The 17,818-nt window shown below is 49.6% G+C and carries 12 protein-coding genes and 1 tRNA gene; 5 read left to right on the plus strand and 8 right to left on the minus strand.

Annotated elements, in window-relative coordinates; genetic code table 11:
- Positions 1-71 precede the first annotated feature (71 nt).
- The 4 genes from QOL41_RS05130 to QOL41_RS05145 form a co-directional block, all read right to left on the minus strand.
- Positions 72-692: a methyltransferase gene (locus QOL41_RS05130; protein WP_072800714.1), complete on the minus strand. Its 621-nt coding sequence runs from the start codon at positions 690-692 to the stop codon at positions 72-74.
- The gene (gene rlmN / locus QOL41_RS05135) at positions 692-1,759 is read right to left on the minus strand and encodes a dual-specificity RNA methyltransferase RlmN (RefSeq protein ID WP_173653412.1); all 1,068 of its coding nucleotides are present in this window, start codon (positions 1,757-1,759) and stop codon (positions 692-694) included. The genes QOL41_RS05130 and rlmN overlap by 1 nt, the downstream gene beginning before the upstream one ends.
- 53 nt (positions 1,760-1,812) lie before the next feature.
- Positions 1,813-2,169, minus strand: coding sequence for a helix-turn-helix domain-containing protein (locus QOL41_RS05140; protein ID WP_283428889.1), 357 nt, complete (start codon positions 2,167-2,169; stop codon positions 1,813-1,815).
- 406 nt (positions 2,170-2,575) lie between these two features.
- Positions 2,576-2,649 (minus strand) — tRNA-Arg (locus QOL41_RS05145).
- Positions 2,650-2,834: 185 nt separating this feature from the next.
- Here QOL41_RS05145 and QOL41_RS05150 point away from each other — a divergent pair.
- Positions 2,835-5,141, plus strand: a complete 2,307-nt coding sequence (locus QOL41_RS05150; protein WP_283428890.1) for a penicillin-binding protein 1A — start codon at positions 2,835-2,837, stop codon at positions 5,139-5,141.
- Between the two features lie 188 nt (positions 5,142-5,329).
- Here QOL41_RS05150 and QOL41_RS05155 read toward each other — a convergent pair whose 3' ends face one another.
- Positions 5,330-5,875 (minus strand): TlpA disulfide reductase family protein, encoded by a 546-nt coding sequence (locus QOL41_RS05155; protein WP_173653409.1) that lies wholly within the window; start codon positions 5,873-5,875, stop codon positions 5,330-5,332.
- Positions 5,876-5,975: 100 nt separating this feature from the next.
- Positions 5,976-7,733: a BamA/TamA family outer membrane protein gene (locus tag QOL41_RS05160; protein ID WP_283428891.1), complete on the minus strand. Its 1,758-nt coding sequence runs from the start codon at positions 7,731-7,733 to the stop codon at positions 5,976-5,978.
- 187 nt (positions 7,734-7,920) lie between these two features.
- Between QOL41_RS05160 and QOL41_RS05165 the strand changes: the two genes are divergently transcribed.
- From QOL41_RS05165 to QOL41_RS05180, 4 genes are all read left to right on the plus strand, one after another.
- Positions 7,921-8,151: a hypothetical protein gene (locus QOL41_RS05165; protein ID WP_173653407.1), complete on the plus strand. Its 231-nt coding sequence runs from the start codon at positions 7,921-7,923 to the stop codon at positions 8,149-8,151.
- Between the two features lie 96 nt (positions 8,152-8,247).
- Complete coding sequence (locus QOL41_RS05170) at positions 8,248-9,375, plus strand: FISUMP domain-containing protein (protein ID WP_283428892.1); 1,128 nt, start codon at positions 8,248-8,250, stop codon at positions 9,373-9,375.
- A gap of 311 nt (positions 9,376-9,686) precedes the next feature.
- Complete coding sequence (glyA, locus tag QOL41_RS05175) at positions 9,687-10,970, plus strand: serine hydroxymethyltransferase (RefSeq protein WP_173653405.1); 1,284 nt, start codon at positions 9,687-9,689, stop codon at positions 10,968-10,970.
- Positions 10,971-11,109: 139 nt separating this feature from the next.
- Positions 11,110-11,940 (plus strand): ABC transporter ATP-binding protein, encoded by an 831-nt coding sequence (locus QOL41_RS05180; protein ID WP_283428893.1) that lies wholly within the window; start codon positions 11,110-11,112, stop codon positions 11,938-11,940.
- Here QOL41_RS05180 and QOL41_RS05185 read toward each other — a convergent pair.
- Both QOL41_RS05185 and QOL41_RS05190 read right to left on the minus strand, forming a co-directional pair.
- Positions 11,937-13,844 carry a BamA/TamA family outer membrane protein gene (locus QOL41_RS05185; protein WP_283428894.1) on the minus strand — a complete coding sequence of 636 codons (1,908 nt, stop codon included), beginning with the start codon at positions 13,842-13,844 and terminating at the stop codon, positions 11,937-11,939. The two genes, QOL41_RS05180 and QOL41_RS05185, sit on opposite strands and share 4 nt — an antisense overlap.
- A complete protein-coding gene (locus QOL41_RS05190) occupies positions 13,841-17,725 on the minus strand; it encodes a translocation/assembly module TamB domain-containing protein (RefSeq protein WP_283428895.1) in 3,885 nt (1,294 codons plus the stop codon). Before QOL41_RS05190 ends, QOL41_RS05185 begins: the two co-directional genes overlap by 4 nt.
- Positions 17,726-17,818: the final 93 nt, after the last annotated feature.

A 17,818-nucleotide genomic window follows, 5' to 3' on the forward strand; every position in this document is an offset into this window, starting at 1 on the left:
GAAAAAAATAGAAAAAAAGCGAGCGGTTGAATACCGCTCGCCTTTTAAATTCGTGCGTTTCGCGAAGAGGCTTACAGGCACTTTTTAAGGAGCCAGATTTCTTCCTTGCCTTCGCGACCGGCGATGCTGTTTGTGGGCTTGATGCGTTCGACTACATCGAATACGCCGCCGAGACGGGCCATGAGTTCGCCTTCGCTGGTGGCATGCGGCGGGCCCTGCAGGGTCTTGCCGTTCATGAGCGGGTACAAGAACAGAATCAACAGGCCGTCGTCCTTCATCATCTTGTAGCAGACTTCGAAGAATTCGTCGCGGCGACCCGGGTGGATAGCCGTAAAGCAGCAGTAATCGTAAACGATATCAAAAAGCTGGCCGCCACGCTTGTCGTCCTTGGGAGAAAGCGAGAACAGGTCAAGATCCAAAGAACGCAGGTTCTTGTGCTTGCGGCTCAAGTGGTCAAGTTCATCGACGGCAGAGGGGGCAAAGTCGACTGCCAGCACGTCGTGACCGCGCAAAGCCCATGCTTCGGCGTCGTAGCCAAAGCCTGCGCCGGGAACCAGAACGGAACCTGTAGCGGGACAAGAGGGGTGCTTGAAAAATTCCGTCAGAGCGGGCGTCACCTTCTTGAGATTCCAGTAGTCCTTGCCTTCGGCATAGAGATTATCCCAGAAATCCGGGAGGTTCTGCGTTAACATTATTTACCTTCCTTTTTGTACGCAAGCTGCCCGCAGGCGGCGAGAATGTCGCGGCCGCGCGGGTTGCGGATCGTGATTTGAATTTCGGCTGCCCTAACCATAGCCAAAAAGTCTTCTACCTGTTCCGGCGTGGGGGCGTGCAGTGTGGGGTCGTCGCCGTCGTTTAGGACGATGGCGTTTACCTTCACGCGGCGGGGGGCGCAAATGCGAATAAGCTCCTTGGCCGCCTTCGGGGTGCAGGTGATGTCCTGAATCAGGACAAATTCAAACGTTACATAATTGTCGGTTCTACGAATGTATTCGTCAACCGCTTCCAAAAGTTTTTCGATGGGCCAGGTCTTGTTTACCGGCATCACGGACGAACGGTATTCGTTATTGGTGCTGTTCAGGCTAACGGCAAGGCAACAGGGGGTATTGCGGTCAACCAGTTCCTTGATCTTGGGGACCACACCGCTCGTGCTTACGGTCATGCGCTTGGAACCCATGTTGAACAGACTCTGGTTATGCAGGGTACAGCAGACGCGGTGCACGTTTTCCAGGTTGTTCAGGGGTTCGCCCATGCCCATGAAGATGATGTTGGTGACCTGGGCCGTTTTGCCTTCTTCGTTCAAGAAACCGGCTTCTTTCAGGTACCAGTTCACGTTGATGATTTCTTCCAGGATTTCGCCCGCTTCCAGATTCCTGGTAAAGCCCATTTTGGCGGTGCGGCAGAAGGCGCAGTTCATGGCGCAACCCACCTGGGTCGAAACGCACACGGAAAAACGCCCGTTTGCGGGGATCATCACGGTTTCAATGTGGTGGCCGTCGTGGGTCTTGAAAAGCCACTTGACGGTGCCGTCGACCGACTCCATGCGCTGTTCTTCGGTCAGGGCACGAAGGCTGAACTGATTTGCCAGTTTTTCGCGGAGGGCGGGGGAGATGTTCCCCATTTCGTCGTAGCTTTTGACCTGTTGGCAAAATAGCCATTTTTGAATTTGGCTAGCCCGGAACGGCTTTTCATCCTGGTCGCGGAGCCAAGCCTTGAGCTCGTCCTCGGTCAGTGTCTTTATGTTCTTTGGCCATTCCATCGGGGGGTAAAGATAGCAAAAAAATACATTTTTGTTAAGGGTAATCTAGGTACCTAAAGGGGTTTGTACCCCCGTTTCTTTCTAGCATTATTGATGTATTCTGTCATTCTTTGCTGTGTCTCGGCGGCTATATCGGGTGAAATTTCAAAGATTGGCGACGTGTTTTCGACAAGAGGATAAAGTCGGTCGACTTCCTTGAACATTTCGGAAAGCGATTTGCCGTAGGCCTTGGCAAGTGCGCTTAAAGTGGTTATGGATGGGAGCCTTTTGCCGACTTCGAACTGCGAAATGAACTGCCGGGTGATATTGGATTCAAGGGATAAGCCTGTTTGGGTAAGGCCCCGTTGCCGTCGGTACTCCAAGAATACCTGCCGAATGACTTCGCTGAGAATGTGATCTTTGTATTCCACAAAACAACCTCTTAAAAACGTGGACACCAACACTCTCTGAAGGCCAAAATTAGAATTGGGGGTGTATGGCCCGTGCAAACATGTGTTTGCAGGCTTTGCAAAATAATCTAAACTGTGTTTTACGGATTGTGAAAATCGGGATAATTGGTATCAAAAAAAGTCTATTGCATGCATAAAAAAGAAAGACGTCTCACTTACCGTGAAACGTCTTCCTTTCTGCGGGTGCCAGGACTCGAACCTGGAGCAGTATATGGACCGGATGTGCCACATCATTATTAAAAAATGTCTTTTATGGCACATCCTCTCGCAAATGGGCTTGCCCATTTGCTCACAAAGGCTCCGGTTTCTCGCCTGATTTCTATCAGATAAAAAAAGACGACTTGCTAGTCGCAAATCGCCTTTTTTCTGCGGGTGCCAGGACTCGAACCTGGAGCCTTTTGGTTCGTAGCCAAACGCTCTATCCAGTTGGGCTACATCCGCTTGATTGATGGCCCAAAGATAGTTTAAAGCGCGAGTGTTGTCAAGGGTTTTTGTTGAAAATTTTTTAAGAATTTTTGATTTGTTGGCAGATTACCCTGCTTTTGCGGGATTTTAAAGAGGGGCGTGTAATCGAATTGCCTTACAATAACTATCTTTTTGGCCAAATTTTTTAACGGTATTGGACCATGGATAAAGTCAAACCCGTATTACTTTCGGTTCTTAACACTTTGAAGAGCTGGTTTACCGACCGCAGAGTGGTCAAGTGGTTAATCATTTTTGCGGTACCCGTGCTCGCGGCTTTTATTGCTGTAATTGCCGTCTACAATCATTTCTCTCCGGAACTGCCTTCGCTTTCGCAGTTGGAACAGATCAATCCGAGACTTGTCACGAACATTTATGACATGAACGGAAAGATTGCCCACGAATATTTTGTGGAACGCCGCGAATGGACGAGTTTCGACTCGATTCCTGAAAATGCGATTCACGCCGTGATGGCCACCGAAGACCGCGCCTTCTATAGTCACTGGGGCATGAATGTGTGGGCGATTCCGTCTGCTGTTATGGAAAGCGCCTTGTCGGGCAAAAAGCTCCGCGGTGCATCTACCTTGACCCAGCAGCTCACCAAGCTCTTGTTCCTGACTCCGGAACGTACGATTTCTCGTAAAATCAAGGAAATGATGACGGCTATCCGCATCGAACAGACTTATACTAAAGAAGAAATCCTTGAATTCTACATGAACGAAGTGTACCTGGCTGGCGGTAACTATGGTTTCCAGGCGGCAGGTAAGTTCTACTTCGGTCGTCCGCTCGATAGCCTTACGATTCCGGAACTTGCAGTTTTGGCCGGTATGTTGCAGCGCCCGGAAGCTTACCGCCCGGACCGTCATCCGGAAGCCGCTTTTGAACGCCGCAATACGGTGCTTTATGCCATGCGCGATGCTGGCTATATTAATGATGACGAATATCATGAATATATCAAGACTCCGATTGAACTTGCCAAAAAGGAAGTTTCCAACGAATCGGGCCTGTACTTCTACGAAGAAATTCGTAAGTACATGGAAAAGAAGTACGGCGAAAACTCTCTGTATGCCGATGGCGTTTCGATTAATTCGACGATTGACCCGGATATTCAGGCTTACGCCGACAGCGTTGCTCGCGTGCAGGTTGAAAAGGTTCGCCGCCGTGTCAAGTATCGCGCTACTCGCCGCCTGTATCTGACTAAAAAGTACGGTATGCCCGAAGATAGCGTGGTCGCTCACTTCGATAGCGTTTATACACTCTTTAAAAAGGAATACCTGGCCGACGACTTGAAGCGCCCCGCTGACAAGCGCCGTTTCCCGGACTCTATCCTTTACCACCATCCTGAAATTGCGGCTATCTTGATTGAAAACGAATCGGGTGCAATTCGTGCCATGGTGGGTGGTTCCGACTTTAACCAGTCTCGCTGGAACCGTGCGGTGCAGTCTTTGCGTCAGCCCGGCTCGTCGTTCAAACCGATTGTGTATTCGACGGCTATGGACAACGGCGCAAGCCCCTGCGACTCGGTGAACGACCAGCCGGTGAGCATTCCCGACCCGGATGATAAGGACAAGAATAAGGTTTGGCGCCCGGCGAACTTCGAACATGACTTCGAAGGCATGATGACGCTCCGCCGCGCCCTTTACAAGTCCAAGAACTTGCCAGCTATTTTGACAGGCATGAAGTACGGCTTGAACAACGTGGTGAACTACGCCCGCAAGTTCGGTATCGTGCGTGCCCCGCTCATGGCCGTGCCTAGCTTGGCTCTGGGTTCCGTGGGTGCAACGCTTATGGAAATGACGTCGGCCTATACGGTGTTCCCGAACGGTGGTAACCGTATTGAACCGTATATGATTGAATCCATTGTGGACCGCAACGGCGAAGTCATCGAAAAGAATTCCAAGGTCGAACACGAAGTGTTGCGTCCGGCTTCGGCCTACTTGATGGTCGACATGCTGAAGGATGTGAACATTCGCGGTACGGCCGCCCGCGTGTGGGCGAACGGATTTACGCACCCGAGTGGCGGTAAGACCGGTACCACCAACGACTATACCGACTGCTGGTACATTGGCTTTACCAAGCAATACACCATGGGCGTGTGGGTCGGCTCCGACAGCCCGGGTACTTTAGGTGCTGGCCACACAGGTACCGAAGATGCCTTGCCGGTATGGATTGCGACCATGAAGCAATTGCACAAGGACTTGCCGCGTAAGCCGTTCCCGGTTCCGAGCGGTGTCGTAAGCAAGGGCATTTGCAACCATACGGGTAAGATTGCCGGTGAATTTTGCTCTGAAAAGACTTACTGCCTCTATACTGCAGGCTACGCTCCGACTGAAGTCTGCGACGGTAACCACTTCGAAGTCAAGACCAAGTCTGCCGACGATGCCACGCTCTTTAGCAACAAGGGCGCAAGTGCAGCTCCCAAGCCGAGTAGCAGTGGCCCCGCCAAGAAGAACACTCGCAAGATGTTCTAGAGGTCGCGTCCTATGGACGCTTTGTGCTATGAGGTCGGTCGCTGAGGCTCCCTTTGAGGGGGCCTTGCTTTATAGGTTTTGTGACTAAACTAAAAGTGCCCCGGATAGGGGCACGTCCTCATTCCTCAAAGCCACGTAGTGGCGAGCTCACTCGCTACTTAAACATCTTATAGTGGCGAGCTCACTCGCTACTTAAACATCTTATTGAGCGTTGCGCGCATGTGGTTCATGTTGGCTTCGTTCAAAGTTTCATAACGGTAGAAGGTTCCGTCTTTCTGTACCACGTACACAACCGGAATGTAGCCTGTGCCGTAAGCGGGACCGAACTTGTAGTCGCTATCCTGGAAAACGGGAATCGCTACGTGGAACTGGTCGATAAACAGGCGAATGTCATTTTTCTTGATGCCGCCGCCGAGACCGATGGCAATGCCAGTGAGGCCCTTGGGCTCATATTCCTTGACCAGATCCTGGATTTCGGAAATGTGGCGCTGGCAGTGCGGGCACTTGGGGCTAAAATAGTAGATCAAAAGAGGCCTGTTTGCGAACTGGCTGAACAGAATTCCCGGATCGCTAATGCCCGAAAGCGGCTTCGAAAAGTCCATCTTCATGGGCTGGTTAGTGGTGGTATCCTGCATCAACTTCACATCGGCCATCTGGGGTTCCGGAGCGAGCTGCGCAAAAGGCGCAACCGCTGCAATGGCGGCAATACCTAAAATTCTAGAAACGAAATTCATACCCTTTAAAATACGAAAAAATAGGTCGGAAAGACAGGTTTATTCAAAAAAAATGCGATTTTTTGCGAAAAATCACACTTTTGCCTTGTTGGCGGGACTGTTACAGGTTGTAGGTTGTAATGATAGAGTAGTGGGGTTCCGCCTTGCGAACGCCGTTAAGCGGAATGCTAACGTCTACCTTGTTAATCAGGCGGCTAATAGACTTGGTTTGCACGAAACGGATGCCAAAACCGACAAGGTAAACCAGATCCTTGCGGTTGATATCCCAAAGATCCCAGGCTGTTTCGCCGACACTTTCAAAGACGGCGAATACGGGCAAGAGTGTTGCTAGCTCAAAGTCGGTAAAGTAGCGCTGTTCGAAGTTCGCAAATACACGAGCTTGCCCGGCGTAGAATCCGGTGGGGAATCCGGCGAATCCATTTGAACCGCCGAGAGTGAGTTGCTTGCCGTAGCGGGCGTCTTCATAAAAGTCTACAAGGCCAGAAAGCGCTGTCGAGAATTTATTGTTCGGGTGGAAAATATATTCTCCAGAAATTTTGCCGTAAAAGTCGCGCTGTTCGCCATGATCTAGGTAGAAACTCATTTCGGATTTGAGCGTGAGGTGGTGCGTGGAATAGCCTAGCATCATGTTTGCCCAAAAGTCAAGGCGGATATCGTTGTCGGCGGCTCCCAACTGCTCGTAGTTCTTGGAAATTTGAGCTTTAAGCATGTAGCCTTTTTCGATGTCTTCGGTCCATTTGGCATTGTGGAAGTTCTTGATTTTTTCGTAGCGGATGTTTGAGAATATCAAGTACATGCCGAGGCGGGAATCTGTCAGTTCGGGGAGCCATTCGTTGACTGCGGTAGCGGAATCGATGGCGTAGGTGGTGTCGCCGTCGGTAAAGATGTAGCGGAAAAGCTTGCCTTCGCTTGCGGTAGTATGGTGGTAGTCGTAGGTGGCGCCGATATAGAACTTGCGGTAGGTTCCGCCGAAGGAACGGCTGAATCTGACGCTCAACGAGTCGTCCACAAAGTCTTCGACTGCCATGAGCTTTACAGCTTCGTTGCCGTTGTATAGCTGGAACGAGTCGAGCAGGGCTTTTTTGTTGTTGTAAATGGGCGCGTTCTTGAACTTTAGCTGAGCGTCATAAACGGATACGCCTGGCGGGAGATCTCCGCTGCCGTAAACGTAAGCGTTGCGTTTGTTTTTTATGCCTTCGATGGTGTAGGCCCACTGGTTTTGACTGCGGCTAAGGAACGGAAGGTACATTTTTCCGTAAGCGAGGTAGCCGTCGGTGTTGTAGCTATATAAAAAGTCTAAATGGTTGTAGCGGAACAGAAAGTGCGGGTCGCCATATTCCACTTGCCACATGTCGCGGAACTCGTCGTGCCCGAAGTAGAAACCGAGCTTTTGCCCGAGACCCAAGAAGTTGCTTTCTTGAACGCCAATGCCCCAGTTCAGATTGTCGTAAGTCCACTTGCTGCCGGAAAAGCCCAAAGTCGTGGGAACGGCGAGCGTCCAGTTGTCGCTGGTCTTGACTGTGGCGATATTCTTGCCGTTTTCGTTAGAAATCTTGATGTGTGCGTCGGAAAGGTATTTTTGGGTGCGCAGGAAACGTTCGGCTTCTTGTATCTGGAGGTCGGTCACCACGTCGCCTTCGCTAAAAAGGAGCAACTTGCGGACCGTCGATTCGCGGGTCTCGATATGAATCCAGTTTAGCAGGTCAAGCGCCCACTTGTCATATCTAGTGTGGTACTTGGAATCGTCAAAAGCGTCACCGATATTGTACTGAATAGAATCAATCTTGAATGCACCGGGAGTATCTTGCGCAAAGACCGCAAGAGGTACAAAAAAGAGAATAAACAAAATAATAGGCATTGCGTGGATAATATAGAAAAAAGTGTTATAGCCCTTTGTTTGTGCAGGATGGAACCTGCTGGAAATGTAAAAAGAAATAAATTTTCGTGGAATTGGTATACAATTGGCTGAAAAAAAGCGTGTATAGTATGGACAGGGGTTCTGTCTCTTCACGAAATGTCTTGTGATGAAACTAAAAAGGATTTAAATGACTTTTATCATCTACAATATTGATGGATGCGAGGGTGCAAAAGCACTGAAACGGACAGGTATTGATTTTGATATGCTAAATAGTTATATTTATGGTATGACGAAATTGGAAATGAAAACCTTGCGGAAAAAAGCTAGGGCTGCATATGAAGCTATGCTGCATTTTCCTGTATATGATGAAAACAGATTCCGCAAGATTAACAATTTACCGAAAATTCCGTCTAAGTAATTCTCATAATGAATGAAAATCCATTTTTTAATCTGAGATAGAAGAATAATTTAAATTTGGCGAAAACGGTTCTTTTAAGGTTCCGGGAGGTTTTCTGTGAAATATTTTGCTGCGTTGTTGCTTTCGGCAGTTTTGTTTGTCGCCTGTAGTGGTGAATCTAGTAGCTCCGCTCCCGATCCAATCGGTGAAATCTCGTCGAGTAGCAATGACGACAACGGTTCTACTTCCTCGTCTTCTCAGAAAGCTTCTAAAAAATCTAGTTCCTCGGTTGCTGAAAAGAATTCTTCTAGTTCTGTAAGTGGTAAGAATAGTAGCTCGTCGGTGGTCGAGTCGAGTAGTAGTATAGAAATTGATCCTATCTGCGTCGATGGTGATACGTCTATTAAAGATGGTTATGGACAGCGCCGATATCGTACATGTAGAAATGGACGCTGGGAAACGGATTCGTCTGCTCGTCTTGATTCTTTGGACTCTCTTGCTGCTATCGAAAAAAATAAAGAACACCCGAATATGGATAGCTTGTTTGCGGGTTACAATGGAAATTATTTTGAATTCGAAGACCCGCGTGATGGTCGCAAGTATAAGTATTTAAAATTTGAAGGCCGTTCAGAAGATTTTGATGCGTTTACAACTTTTTATGTAATGGCCGAAAATTTGAATTATGGCAAGATGATTCCTAGTGGCACGACGAAATTTGACGATAGTGTAACCGAAAAACTATGCTACGTAGACGACGAATGGTTCTGCGATAACCATTTTGGTGGACTTTACACTTGGGCCGAGGCTATGAATCTGCCCAAGGTCTGCGATTCTGTTGCTGTGGATAGTAATGACGCGTGCAAGGCAATAACAAAAGAGCGGAGTTCTATTCCAGGTGAAGAGTATTTGAATATCATTTGGCAGGGGATTTGCCCCGATGGCTGGCATATTATGAACCAGAGGGAGTGGAAATATGCCAATGGCGATATTCGTTCGAAAATTCTGTGGGAAGAGAACGCTGGGCGTAATTCTGATGGCTTGGCTATTATTCCGACAGCTCGATTGCAAACAGATGTTTATACTGCGCTTTGGATGCCTTCTGCTTTGGAAAGTAATGTCGCAAAAGCAGTGTATTTTTACTCTACTTCAAATAATGCTGATTTGTCAGGTAAAGAAATAACACGAAGAACATTTCGTTCTGTCCGTTGTGTAATGGACGAAGATAATCCTTTGGCCAAAAACTAGTTAGTTCCTTTTGTTCGAGCGGAAAAGCGGAGGCGAGTGCCTGACCGCAAAGCGAACATTCCGGAACGGCCATGTGAGCGTGCGGTGCAGGCAGAGACGAAGCGCTCATTGTTCTCGGACATAGAATGCTGATGCTGACCTTCGTCAGCATGACAGTAGGCAAACCATGGACGGCATGGAGGGCAACGGGGCGTTGCGGGGTGTCCCCGCAGTGGGGGTGGAGAGCAACGAAGTGCGAACCAGGGGGATACCTACCCCTTTGGTCGGGAAAAATTGCTATATTTGCGCCGTACAAATCAAGGAGTAGCTAAATGCTCAAATCTACACTGCAACAGACCGATCCGGAAATCTACAACATCATCCAGGAAGAAGCCGAACGCCAGGAATATGGCATCGAACTCATCGCTTCCGAAAACTACACCTCCAAGGCCGTCATGGAAGCCATGGGCTCCGTGCTGACCAACAAGTACAGCGAAGGCTACGTTGGCAAGCGCTACTACGGTGGTAACGAAGTGATCGACAAGATGGAAGCTTTGGCCATCGACCGTTGCAAGAAGCTCTTTGGTTGCGACCACGTGAACATCCAGCCGCTGTCCGGTTCTCCGGCCAACGCTGCCGTGTACTTCGCCGTCCTCAAACCGGGCGACAAGGTCCTCGGCCTCAAGCTCGACCACGGTGGACACCTTTCTCACGGCCATCCGGTGAACTTCTCCGGCATGCTCTACAACTTCGTGCAGTACGAAGTCGATAAGGAAACTGGCCGCATCGACATGGACAAGGTCCGCGAAATCGCTCTCCGCGAAAAGCCGAAGATGATCCTCGCCGGTTTCTCTGCCTACAGCCGTAACCTCGACTGGAAGCGCTTCAAGGAAATCGCAGACGAAGTCGGCGCCCTCACCATGGCTGACATTTCTCACGTCGCTGGCCTCATCGCCGGTAAGGCAATCGATTCTCCGGTGCCGTACTTCGACATCGTGACGACCACGACCCACAAGACTCTCCGTGGCCCGCGTTCCGCTATCATCATGTGCAAGGACCGCACCATCCAGAAGATGGTGAAGGGCGAACTCAAGGAAGTTTCTTTGGCCAAGGAAATAGACAAGGGCGTGTTCCCGGGTATGCAGGGTGGTCCGCATGACCACATCAACGCCGGTAAGGCCGTTGCATTCCTCGAAGCTCTGCAGCCGGAATTCCAGACCTACGCCAAGAACGTCATCAAGAACGCTCAGGCTATGTCCGATGAAATGCAGAAGCTCGGTTACAGGGTTATTAGTGGCGGTACCGACAACCACCTCATCGTTGTCGATATGACTTCTCAGGGCGTTTCCGGTAAGGAAGCCGAAGTGGCTATGGAAAAAGTCGGCATCTCCTGCAGCCGTTCTACGATTCCGTTCGATCCGCGCAAGCCGATGGACCCGTCCGGTGTCCGTCTCGGTACGCCTGCTATCACGACTCGTGGCTTCGACGAAGAAGACACTCGCGAAGTGGCCCGCATCATCGACCGCGCTATCAAGGCTAAGGACGACGATGCTGCTCTCAAGAAAATCCGCGAAGAAATCGTGGCTCTCTGCAAGAAGCATCCGCTTTATAAGTAATGAGCACGGCCTTCGGCCTTTGGGCTGATTGGTCGCATTCCTTCGGAATGCTTTGAGTTAAATAATGGCGCCTTTGGCGCAAGATATTGAAAAGTGGTTCGCGTGGGCGGGCCACTTTTCGTTTTCTATATTTACGCTTATGTTTGCGATTAAGGTCCAAGGTGTTTCGTTTGCTTACCCCGGTGCGTCGGAAAAGGCGCTTGCTTCGGTGAATCTCGAAATTCCCGAAGGCAGTTTCTTTGCGCTTTTGGGCCCGAATGGGGCGGGTAAGACCACGCTTTTGCGACTCTTGTGCGGGCGATTCTCGAAGTTTTCGGGTTCGCTTGAAATTGCGGACGGTTTGCGCGGCAAGAATGGTTTTCTTGACCCTTGCGCCTGCGGAATCTTGCTTGAAAATCCGGGCGTTTACCCCAAGCTTTCGATTGCGGAATATGTCGATTATTTTGTTGGATTTTATGCGGCGCGCAAGCCCGAGTGGAATGAATCTGCCGCCCGCGAACGTATTGCGACTCTTGCGAAAAAGCTGGAATTGCCGAGCCTTGAAACCCGCATGGGCAAGCTTTCGCTCGGCAATCGCCAGAAGGTGCAATTGCTGCGTGCTATGGCGCCGTCTCCCAGGCTCTTGATTCTCGACGAACCGGTCGCAAACTTGGACCCGATGGCTCGCGAAACCGTGTGGAGTCTGCTTGCCGACTGGCGCAAAGACGAAGGCGGTACCGCTATCGTTTGCTCGCATATTCTGGCCGAAATGGAAGAAGAGGCGACCGATTACGCCATCATTGACTGTGGACAGCTTTTGAAGAGCGGGCGAGTCGCTGACCTTGCCGGCGAATCCGCAACCTTTAAAGTAGACTCTGTCGCGTCATTAGAGCAAATTCGTGCGGCGCTTACGGCTGCCGGAATCAACGCAAACGTCGTGCCTGCGGCATCGAACCTCGCGAATGTCTATCGCGAAACGGTTGGCGGCTAGAATGTTTGCGATAGGTCGAAGGCGAATCGGCCTGAAGCAAAGTGCTCCAAATCCCAATTGCTCAAATCTTTCTTGAATGCATAATCTAGGCGGAACGTCAAGAACTGCCAGCGATAACGGACTCCGAAACCAAAGCTTTCGCGTTCTTTTTCGGCGTATTTAGAACTTTCGCTGTCGGTGACTTTCGCCCAATCATAGAACTGCACAATCTGCCAACGCTGCCAAGATTTCCACGGGAATGTCCAGCGGATTTCTTCGTTGAATCTAAAGTAAAGCGGTGTTAGGCCTGTGTTGATGACGGTGTCGATAATATCGTTGCCGTCGTCATCGACGGTGCTTTCGTAACTTGTATCGCTTGCGAAAATACTGCGGAATCTATAACCGCGCACAGAACGCGTACCGCCCTGGTAAAAGATTCTGGCGTCGTCTTCGAGTGCTTTGGCGAAGAACTTACCCGCGCTGCCGCTTATAGCTCCATAAAAAGTCCAGAATAGCGGGTGGTAAAGGTTGATGGTCATTTCGCCGTAGGTGTAAGGGTTGCCCACCATGGTCGGGTTTTGAAGATCGGCTTTCCAGTTAGAGCCTGCGCCAAATGTAGGGGCAAGTCGAATACCTTTTGTGGGGTTGAAATAGTCGTCGGTGTAGTCGAAGGTGAGTGCAGTTTCGCCCTTCACTTTGAAGAGCCTGTCTTGGTTCTTGTTCACGTAACGAGTATCGAATGTACCGCGGAAACGAATGTGCTTTGTAATGCCGAAGGTCAAGTCTGCACGGTTGATGACTTCGTAGCGTTCTTCCAAACTGTCGGGGTATGCCGGCGGGTTGATTTTTTCGTGGTTTAGCGTAACGTGGTCTTCAAAGCGGATTGCAGTCGGAATAAAGCTGAACGAGGTTCCGAACAAGAGCGGGTTGGCGTAACCGATAGAGGCCTCCTGCTTGTGCTGGGCAATTTGCGCACTTGCCGAAAATTCATGAAAGTGCCCTAAGAAGTTCTTGTGCTTTGCCGAGGCGAATGCACCGAATCCGTAAATTTCTTCGAAGAAGAAACCGTAGCGGGTTTCGCCCGGAATACGTTCCGTAACGTTCAGGTAAACGTCTGAAAGGCCGTCTTCTCGGAGCGAGTCGCTCATTTTGATTTGCGTGAATAGCTGTGTCGAGAAAAGCTTGTTTCGGAAAGTGTTGTACTGGTTACCGTCAATAATTTCGCCTTCTGGAATGCGCCATAGGCTTGAAAGCCATGCGGTGTCGGTAAGGCCCGTTTCAGAAATCACTACGTTTGGATTGCGCTTGTCTTTGGAACGGTGGCTAGACGAAATCATGTTGCCCATCATGACTTTCGCGCCGGGATTCACCGTAATCTGGACAAAGATTTTCTTGCGCGTGGTGTCAATCATTTCGATTGAAGAAAGCGTTGAGTGCAAGTAACCTTCGCGGCGGTAAGCCTTTTGAATGTCTTCCAAATCTTCGGCAATGTCGTCTTGATTGTAAAGGTGGTCTTGCGCGATATTCAATTTCGATTCGTCTAGTTCAACTCGGCTTTCTTCGGGAACGATAATTTTTCCGCCGCTAAAACGGTAACGCTCGCCGTCGCGAATGGTAATGAAATAGCCGCGCACGCTGCTGTCTGCTGAAATAATGTCGCGGTGAATTTCCATGGACATGCTAAGGCTGTAATAGCCGCGAGAATAATAAAGCGCCTTGATGTTTTCAAGCGAAAGACGCATCATGAAGTCTTGCTTGGTTGTGTCCATCTTGCCGAATTCTTCGGGAATGTCAAGCTGTTCTTCGAGCTGGAAATTCGAAAATGCCTTGTTACCCTTCAGGTTTACGTACCAAGGGTGCTTATCGTCATCGGCTGCGAAACAGACGAACGCAAAAGCTAAAAGAAGGAACAGGAATTTTTTCATTTGCGACCCTCCTTTTGTTTGGAAGGTGATTCTATAGCTTCGCATCGCCCGATACCGAGTAGACACGGATTCCAGAATCGATACACGTAGTTGATACTGACGTCTTTTTCGAGTCGGTCATTACTTCCGGCACCTGTATTTGTCAGGTACTGCTTAGAAGTCAGCATGCCGTTCAAGTACAATGTCGGCGACAAGTGGTTTTCATGCGAGTAAATGTCTTCTTGGAACACGGGCAACGTGTAATTGATGCCGAATTGGAACGACTGATCGTAAGTGGGGCTTACGCTTTGGTCTTGCGTGTAGCCAAAGATTAAGCTCAAATCCTTAACCCAGCGGTCCAGCGAAATCGGAATCTTGAAGTAGCTGGAATCCTTATCGCCGGTGGTGTTGTTTTCAAAGAACATCACCTTCATGTCGATATCGCCAATGTAGTCGCCGCCCAAGGTCTTGTTGGCCGTTGTCGAAATGACTTTACCGATAGCCTTACCGGCAAGCTTGTTCCAGTCGGTTTCTTCGCCGTTGTCGTTTGCGATACAGCCCAGCAAAATGTTGTAGTATATCGATGCGGTAGAAGCGTCAGTACCGCAGTTCGACGACGGTACGGCCTGCAGGTTTGCAATGGTTCCTTGCAAATCAAGGTTAATCGGGCATGTTTCTTTTTCGGTCTCGCTTGTTTCTGCGCAGTAGGGGAGTTCCTGGCTACTCGAAACGTCAATCGCTCCCTTTTGCCAAGGAACGTCGTTCCAAGAAATCATGAACGAGTTCAGTTCGAATTCGTAAATGTCCTTAACGCCAATAAAGCCTCTGTTGGTGTTGGTGATATCGCCACGCAGTAGCGGGCGCACCGTGTTGCCAAGCACCCAAATGTCAACCGTAAGCGGGAAGGTCGCAAATGGCGTTACGACGGCCATGGAATCTGTCTGAGAGTCGCTGATATGCACCGCAAGGTTAATGGGGCTCGATACGGATATCTTTTCTTCTTGCGTGCTGCTCTTGCGCAACTTGGCGACAAAGTTGTTGAACATGGTCAAGTACTTATCCAATGCGGCCGGCGTAATGTCAATGTCGAAGTCTCTGTAGAACACCATTTTGTCGACAGAGATATTGCCTGTAATGGTGCTGTTCTTGATAATGCCTTCTTGTCCGTGCGGGATAATGAGACCGATGTCGCCGCGTGCAATGGCTTCGGCATCGCCGTAAATCATATTGTGGAATTGGTACGAAATTTTCGGAATGTTTGCAGTAACCACCATTTCGTCTTCGTTGTCGACCATGGTACTGCTCACGTTTTCGAACACAAGGTTGTGCGATTCAGTCTTAATGGAATAGCGGTCGGTATGCACGGTGATAGAATCCAACTTCATGCTGTCGAGGTTGAACTGCAACGTGCCCGAAATAACTTCGTCGTTTTCGTTCTTGGATTTGGCTTCGTAAATATTCAGGAGTCCGTTTTCAACATGCCCGCGCATGTAAATCGGGAATGGAACCTTGGTTCGCGGCGGTTCGTAAATGGTAGAATCGAGACTCAAGTCTGCTGTAATGCCGGAAAGTCCTTTACGTAGCTCTGCCGAAACGTCGATATGCAAGTCGGTGTTCTTGATTTCGTTCATGGTGCCCGGAATAAACCAGGAACCATTTGCATCGACCGTGCCCTTGAATATGAAGTCGTTGTCGATAAAGCCTTCTGCCCAGAGTGTACCGCCGTTGTCGCTCCCGTGCGAGAAGCTTACATGGCGCTGATCGTTAAACACGTTGTTGATAATTACCTGTGTGTTGCCCGTCCAGCCACCGCCGCCGATATCCAAGTAAGAGTTGAGTTCGACCTTGTCGTTTTCGGCAAAAATGTTCAGCTTTCGAATGTAGAACAACTCCGGCGATATCTTTCTGAAATTGATATCAGAAAAGTTCAGGTTGCCAATCAGCTTGTTACCCTGGCTGTAAGTGAGGTCACCGTTCAGCATGCCCGAAGTGAGGGTGCTGTCGTTCAAGCCTTCAAGCAACAGCGGAATACTGAAGTCGTGCGAAGAAATGTTGGCGAACAGAACTTCTACCGGCAAGAACGTTGTAGGCTTGAAGTCTGGATTTGAATCGTTCGGCAGAATGAATATGGTTGAGGCGGTTACCGAGTTTCGGTTGTGCATTGCCTTGAAGTTGTCAATGAACAGCGTGTCGCCGTTAGCACGGATTGATGTTTCTAGACCTACGTTGAACGCATCCAAACCGCCATCTACGGCCGCCTCCATGTACCCAAAGCGATTGTCAAAGTCATGGTGCCATTCACCGCTCACCTTGCCTCGAATGTTTCGACCGATTTTTATGTCAGAGAACGGAACCGTTTCGAATACGACCTTGTTGGCTTGAACATCGAGAGCAATGGAATCTGCAATGTGAATGTAGGCGCTTGCGCTGCCGCCGTTTTGTTGCCTTACGTTCCAAGAAGTGTGCGGGTGTTCGTCGTTCCATTTCACATCGCCATCAAAGTCGAATGTTTCGTTCGGCGTGTAAATGGTGCCGTTCGTAAAGTCGATACCCTTCGTGTTGAGTGCGAGCGTCACCTGCAGTGAGTCTGCGGTCATGTGGTACGCGTTAATAATCGATTTGATTTTAGCGAGAACTCTCAGGTAATGCCCGTCAAAAGCACCGTAGAATTTTGCACGGTCACCCAAGGTCAGGTTGCCTTGTGTCCAGTCTAGCGCCCATGGTTCGTAAGGCGAAATGTCGCCCGTAAACGTAATCGAAAGCGAATCCTTGAAATTGATGATACCATCAATCAGAGAACCTTGCCTTGTCTCGATAGAAACCGTGAGCTCGTTGTCGAACAGTTCAGCCGACTTGATTTCCAAATCGAGCGGCATCATCTGCGGTCCGAACATGGCGCTCATGCGGTCAACTCGCCCTGTAAAGAATACGTTCTTTTCCTTGTTGTCCAAGTTTCCGTTCAGAACAATGGTTCCGCCTTCGTCGTTTCTGAGAGTCACGTCGGCATCGACGTTATCCATGTCGCCCGAAAGGTTGATGGTCACGTTCTCTGCAAGTAGCGGCCAAAATTCTCCGATTCTCGTTTCGATGGTTGCATCGTAAGAGGTCTTGTTCTTTAGCAGGTCTATGTTGGCGTCTGCCTTCACCTTGACTTTGCCTAGCTCGGGCAGAATCTTCGGCAATTCTACCGGAATCCAGTCTTCCGGATTCGTGATGGTCAGGTTAGTACTCGTCTTGATTTTCCCGAGGTTGTCCTTGGGGGCTTCGACCTTTAAGGCAATAGAATCTTTCTTGGTCTTGATTTTGCCGTCAATCTTCAGCTTGTCTGTGTTAAAGTCTGCGTTCAGCTTCACGCTGGTGGGCGTGCTTATGTAGTCGCCGCTGATGTTCTTTGCGCTAAGGGTGAGTGCCTTTTGCCCGCGGCTTTCAATCGAAACGTTGCTTGCCTGCCAGCTCTTGCCGTCCGAAAGATTGACTCGCGCTTCTTTCACATCGATTTGCGCCGGAAGGTGAATCTTGAGCTTCTCCGGGAATTTCGGAATGCTGTCTAGCTTTTTCGATTTCTTGTCGTCAGATTCCTTGGGCACCTGGATTTCGGCAATGAGCGTGTCCGTAGCTAGGCGTAGGCCCTTGGGGTTTCCAATGAGGGTGATTTCCAGGTTCGGGTTGGATACCTTGATGTCGGTGCCGTCCAACGAAACTCGAATCGAATCGAAATGGTGGGTCAGAAGGTCATCCATTCTATGCCCGTAAGGGCTGATCGTTATACCGGCAACAGAGTGCGGAGTAGACAGGAATCGCTCCAAAAGTGCATGAAGAAACCAGACGCCAAGGGCAATGGCGCCAACAACAGCCGTGGCAAAGGCGGCTGTTCCTATAAATGTCGTCGGTCTCTTGATCAACTTGATTCCAAGTATAGAAAATGCATGAAATTTGGTCTTGGAAGTATGCGAAAATGAGTCCCTAATTCGTTGTCTGCTAACGAGTTAGAGTCC

Origin of the sequence: Fibrobacter sp. UWB10, assembly GCF_900182935.1 — a bacterium.
Classification (GTDB): Bacteria; Fibrobacterota; Fibrobacteria; order Fibrobacterales; family Fibrobacteraceae; genus Fibrobacter; species Fibrobacter succinogenes_O.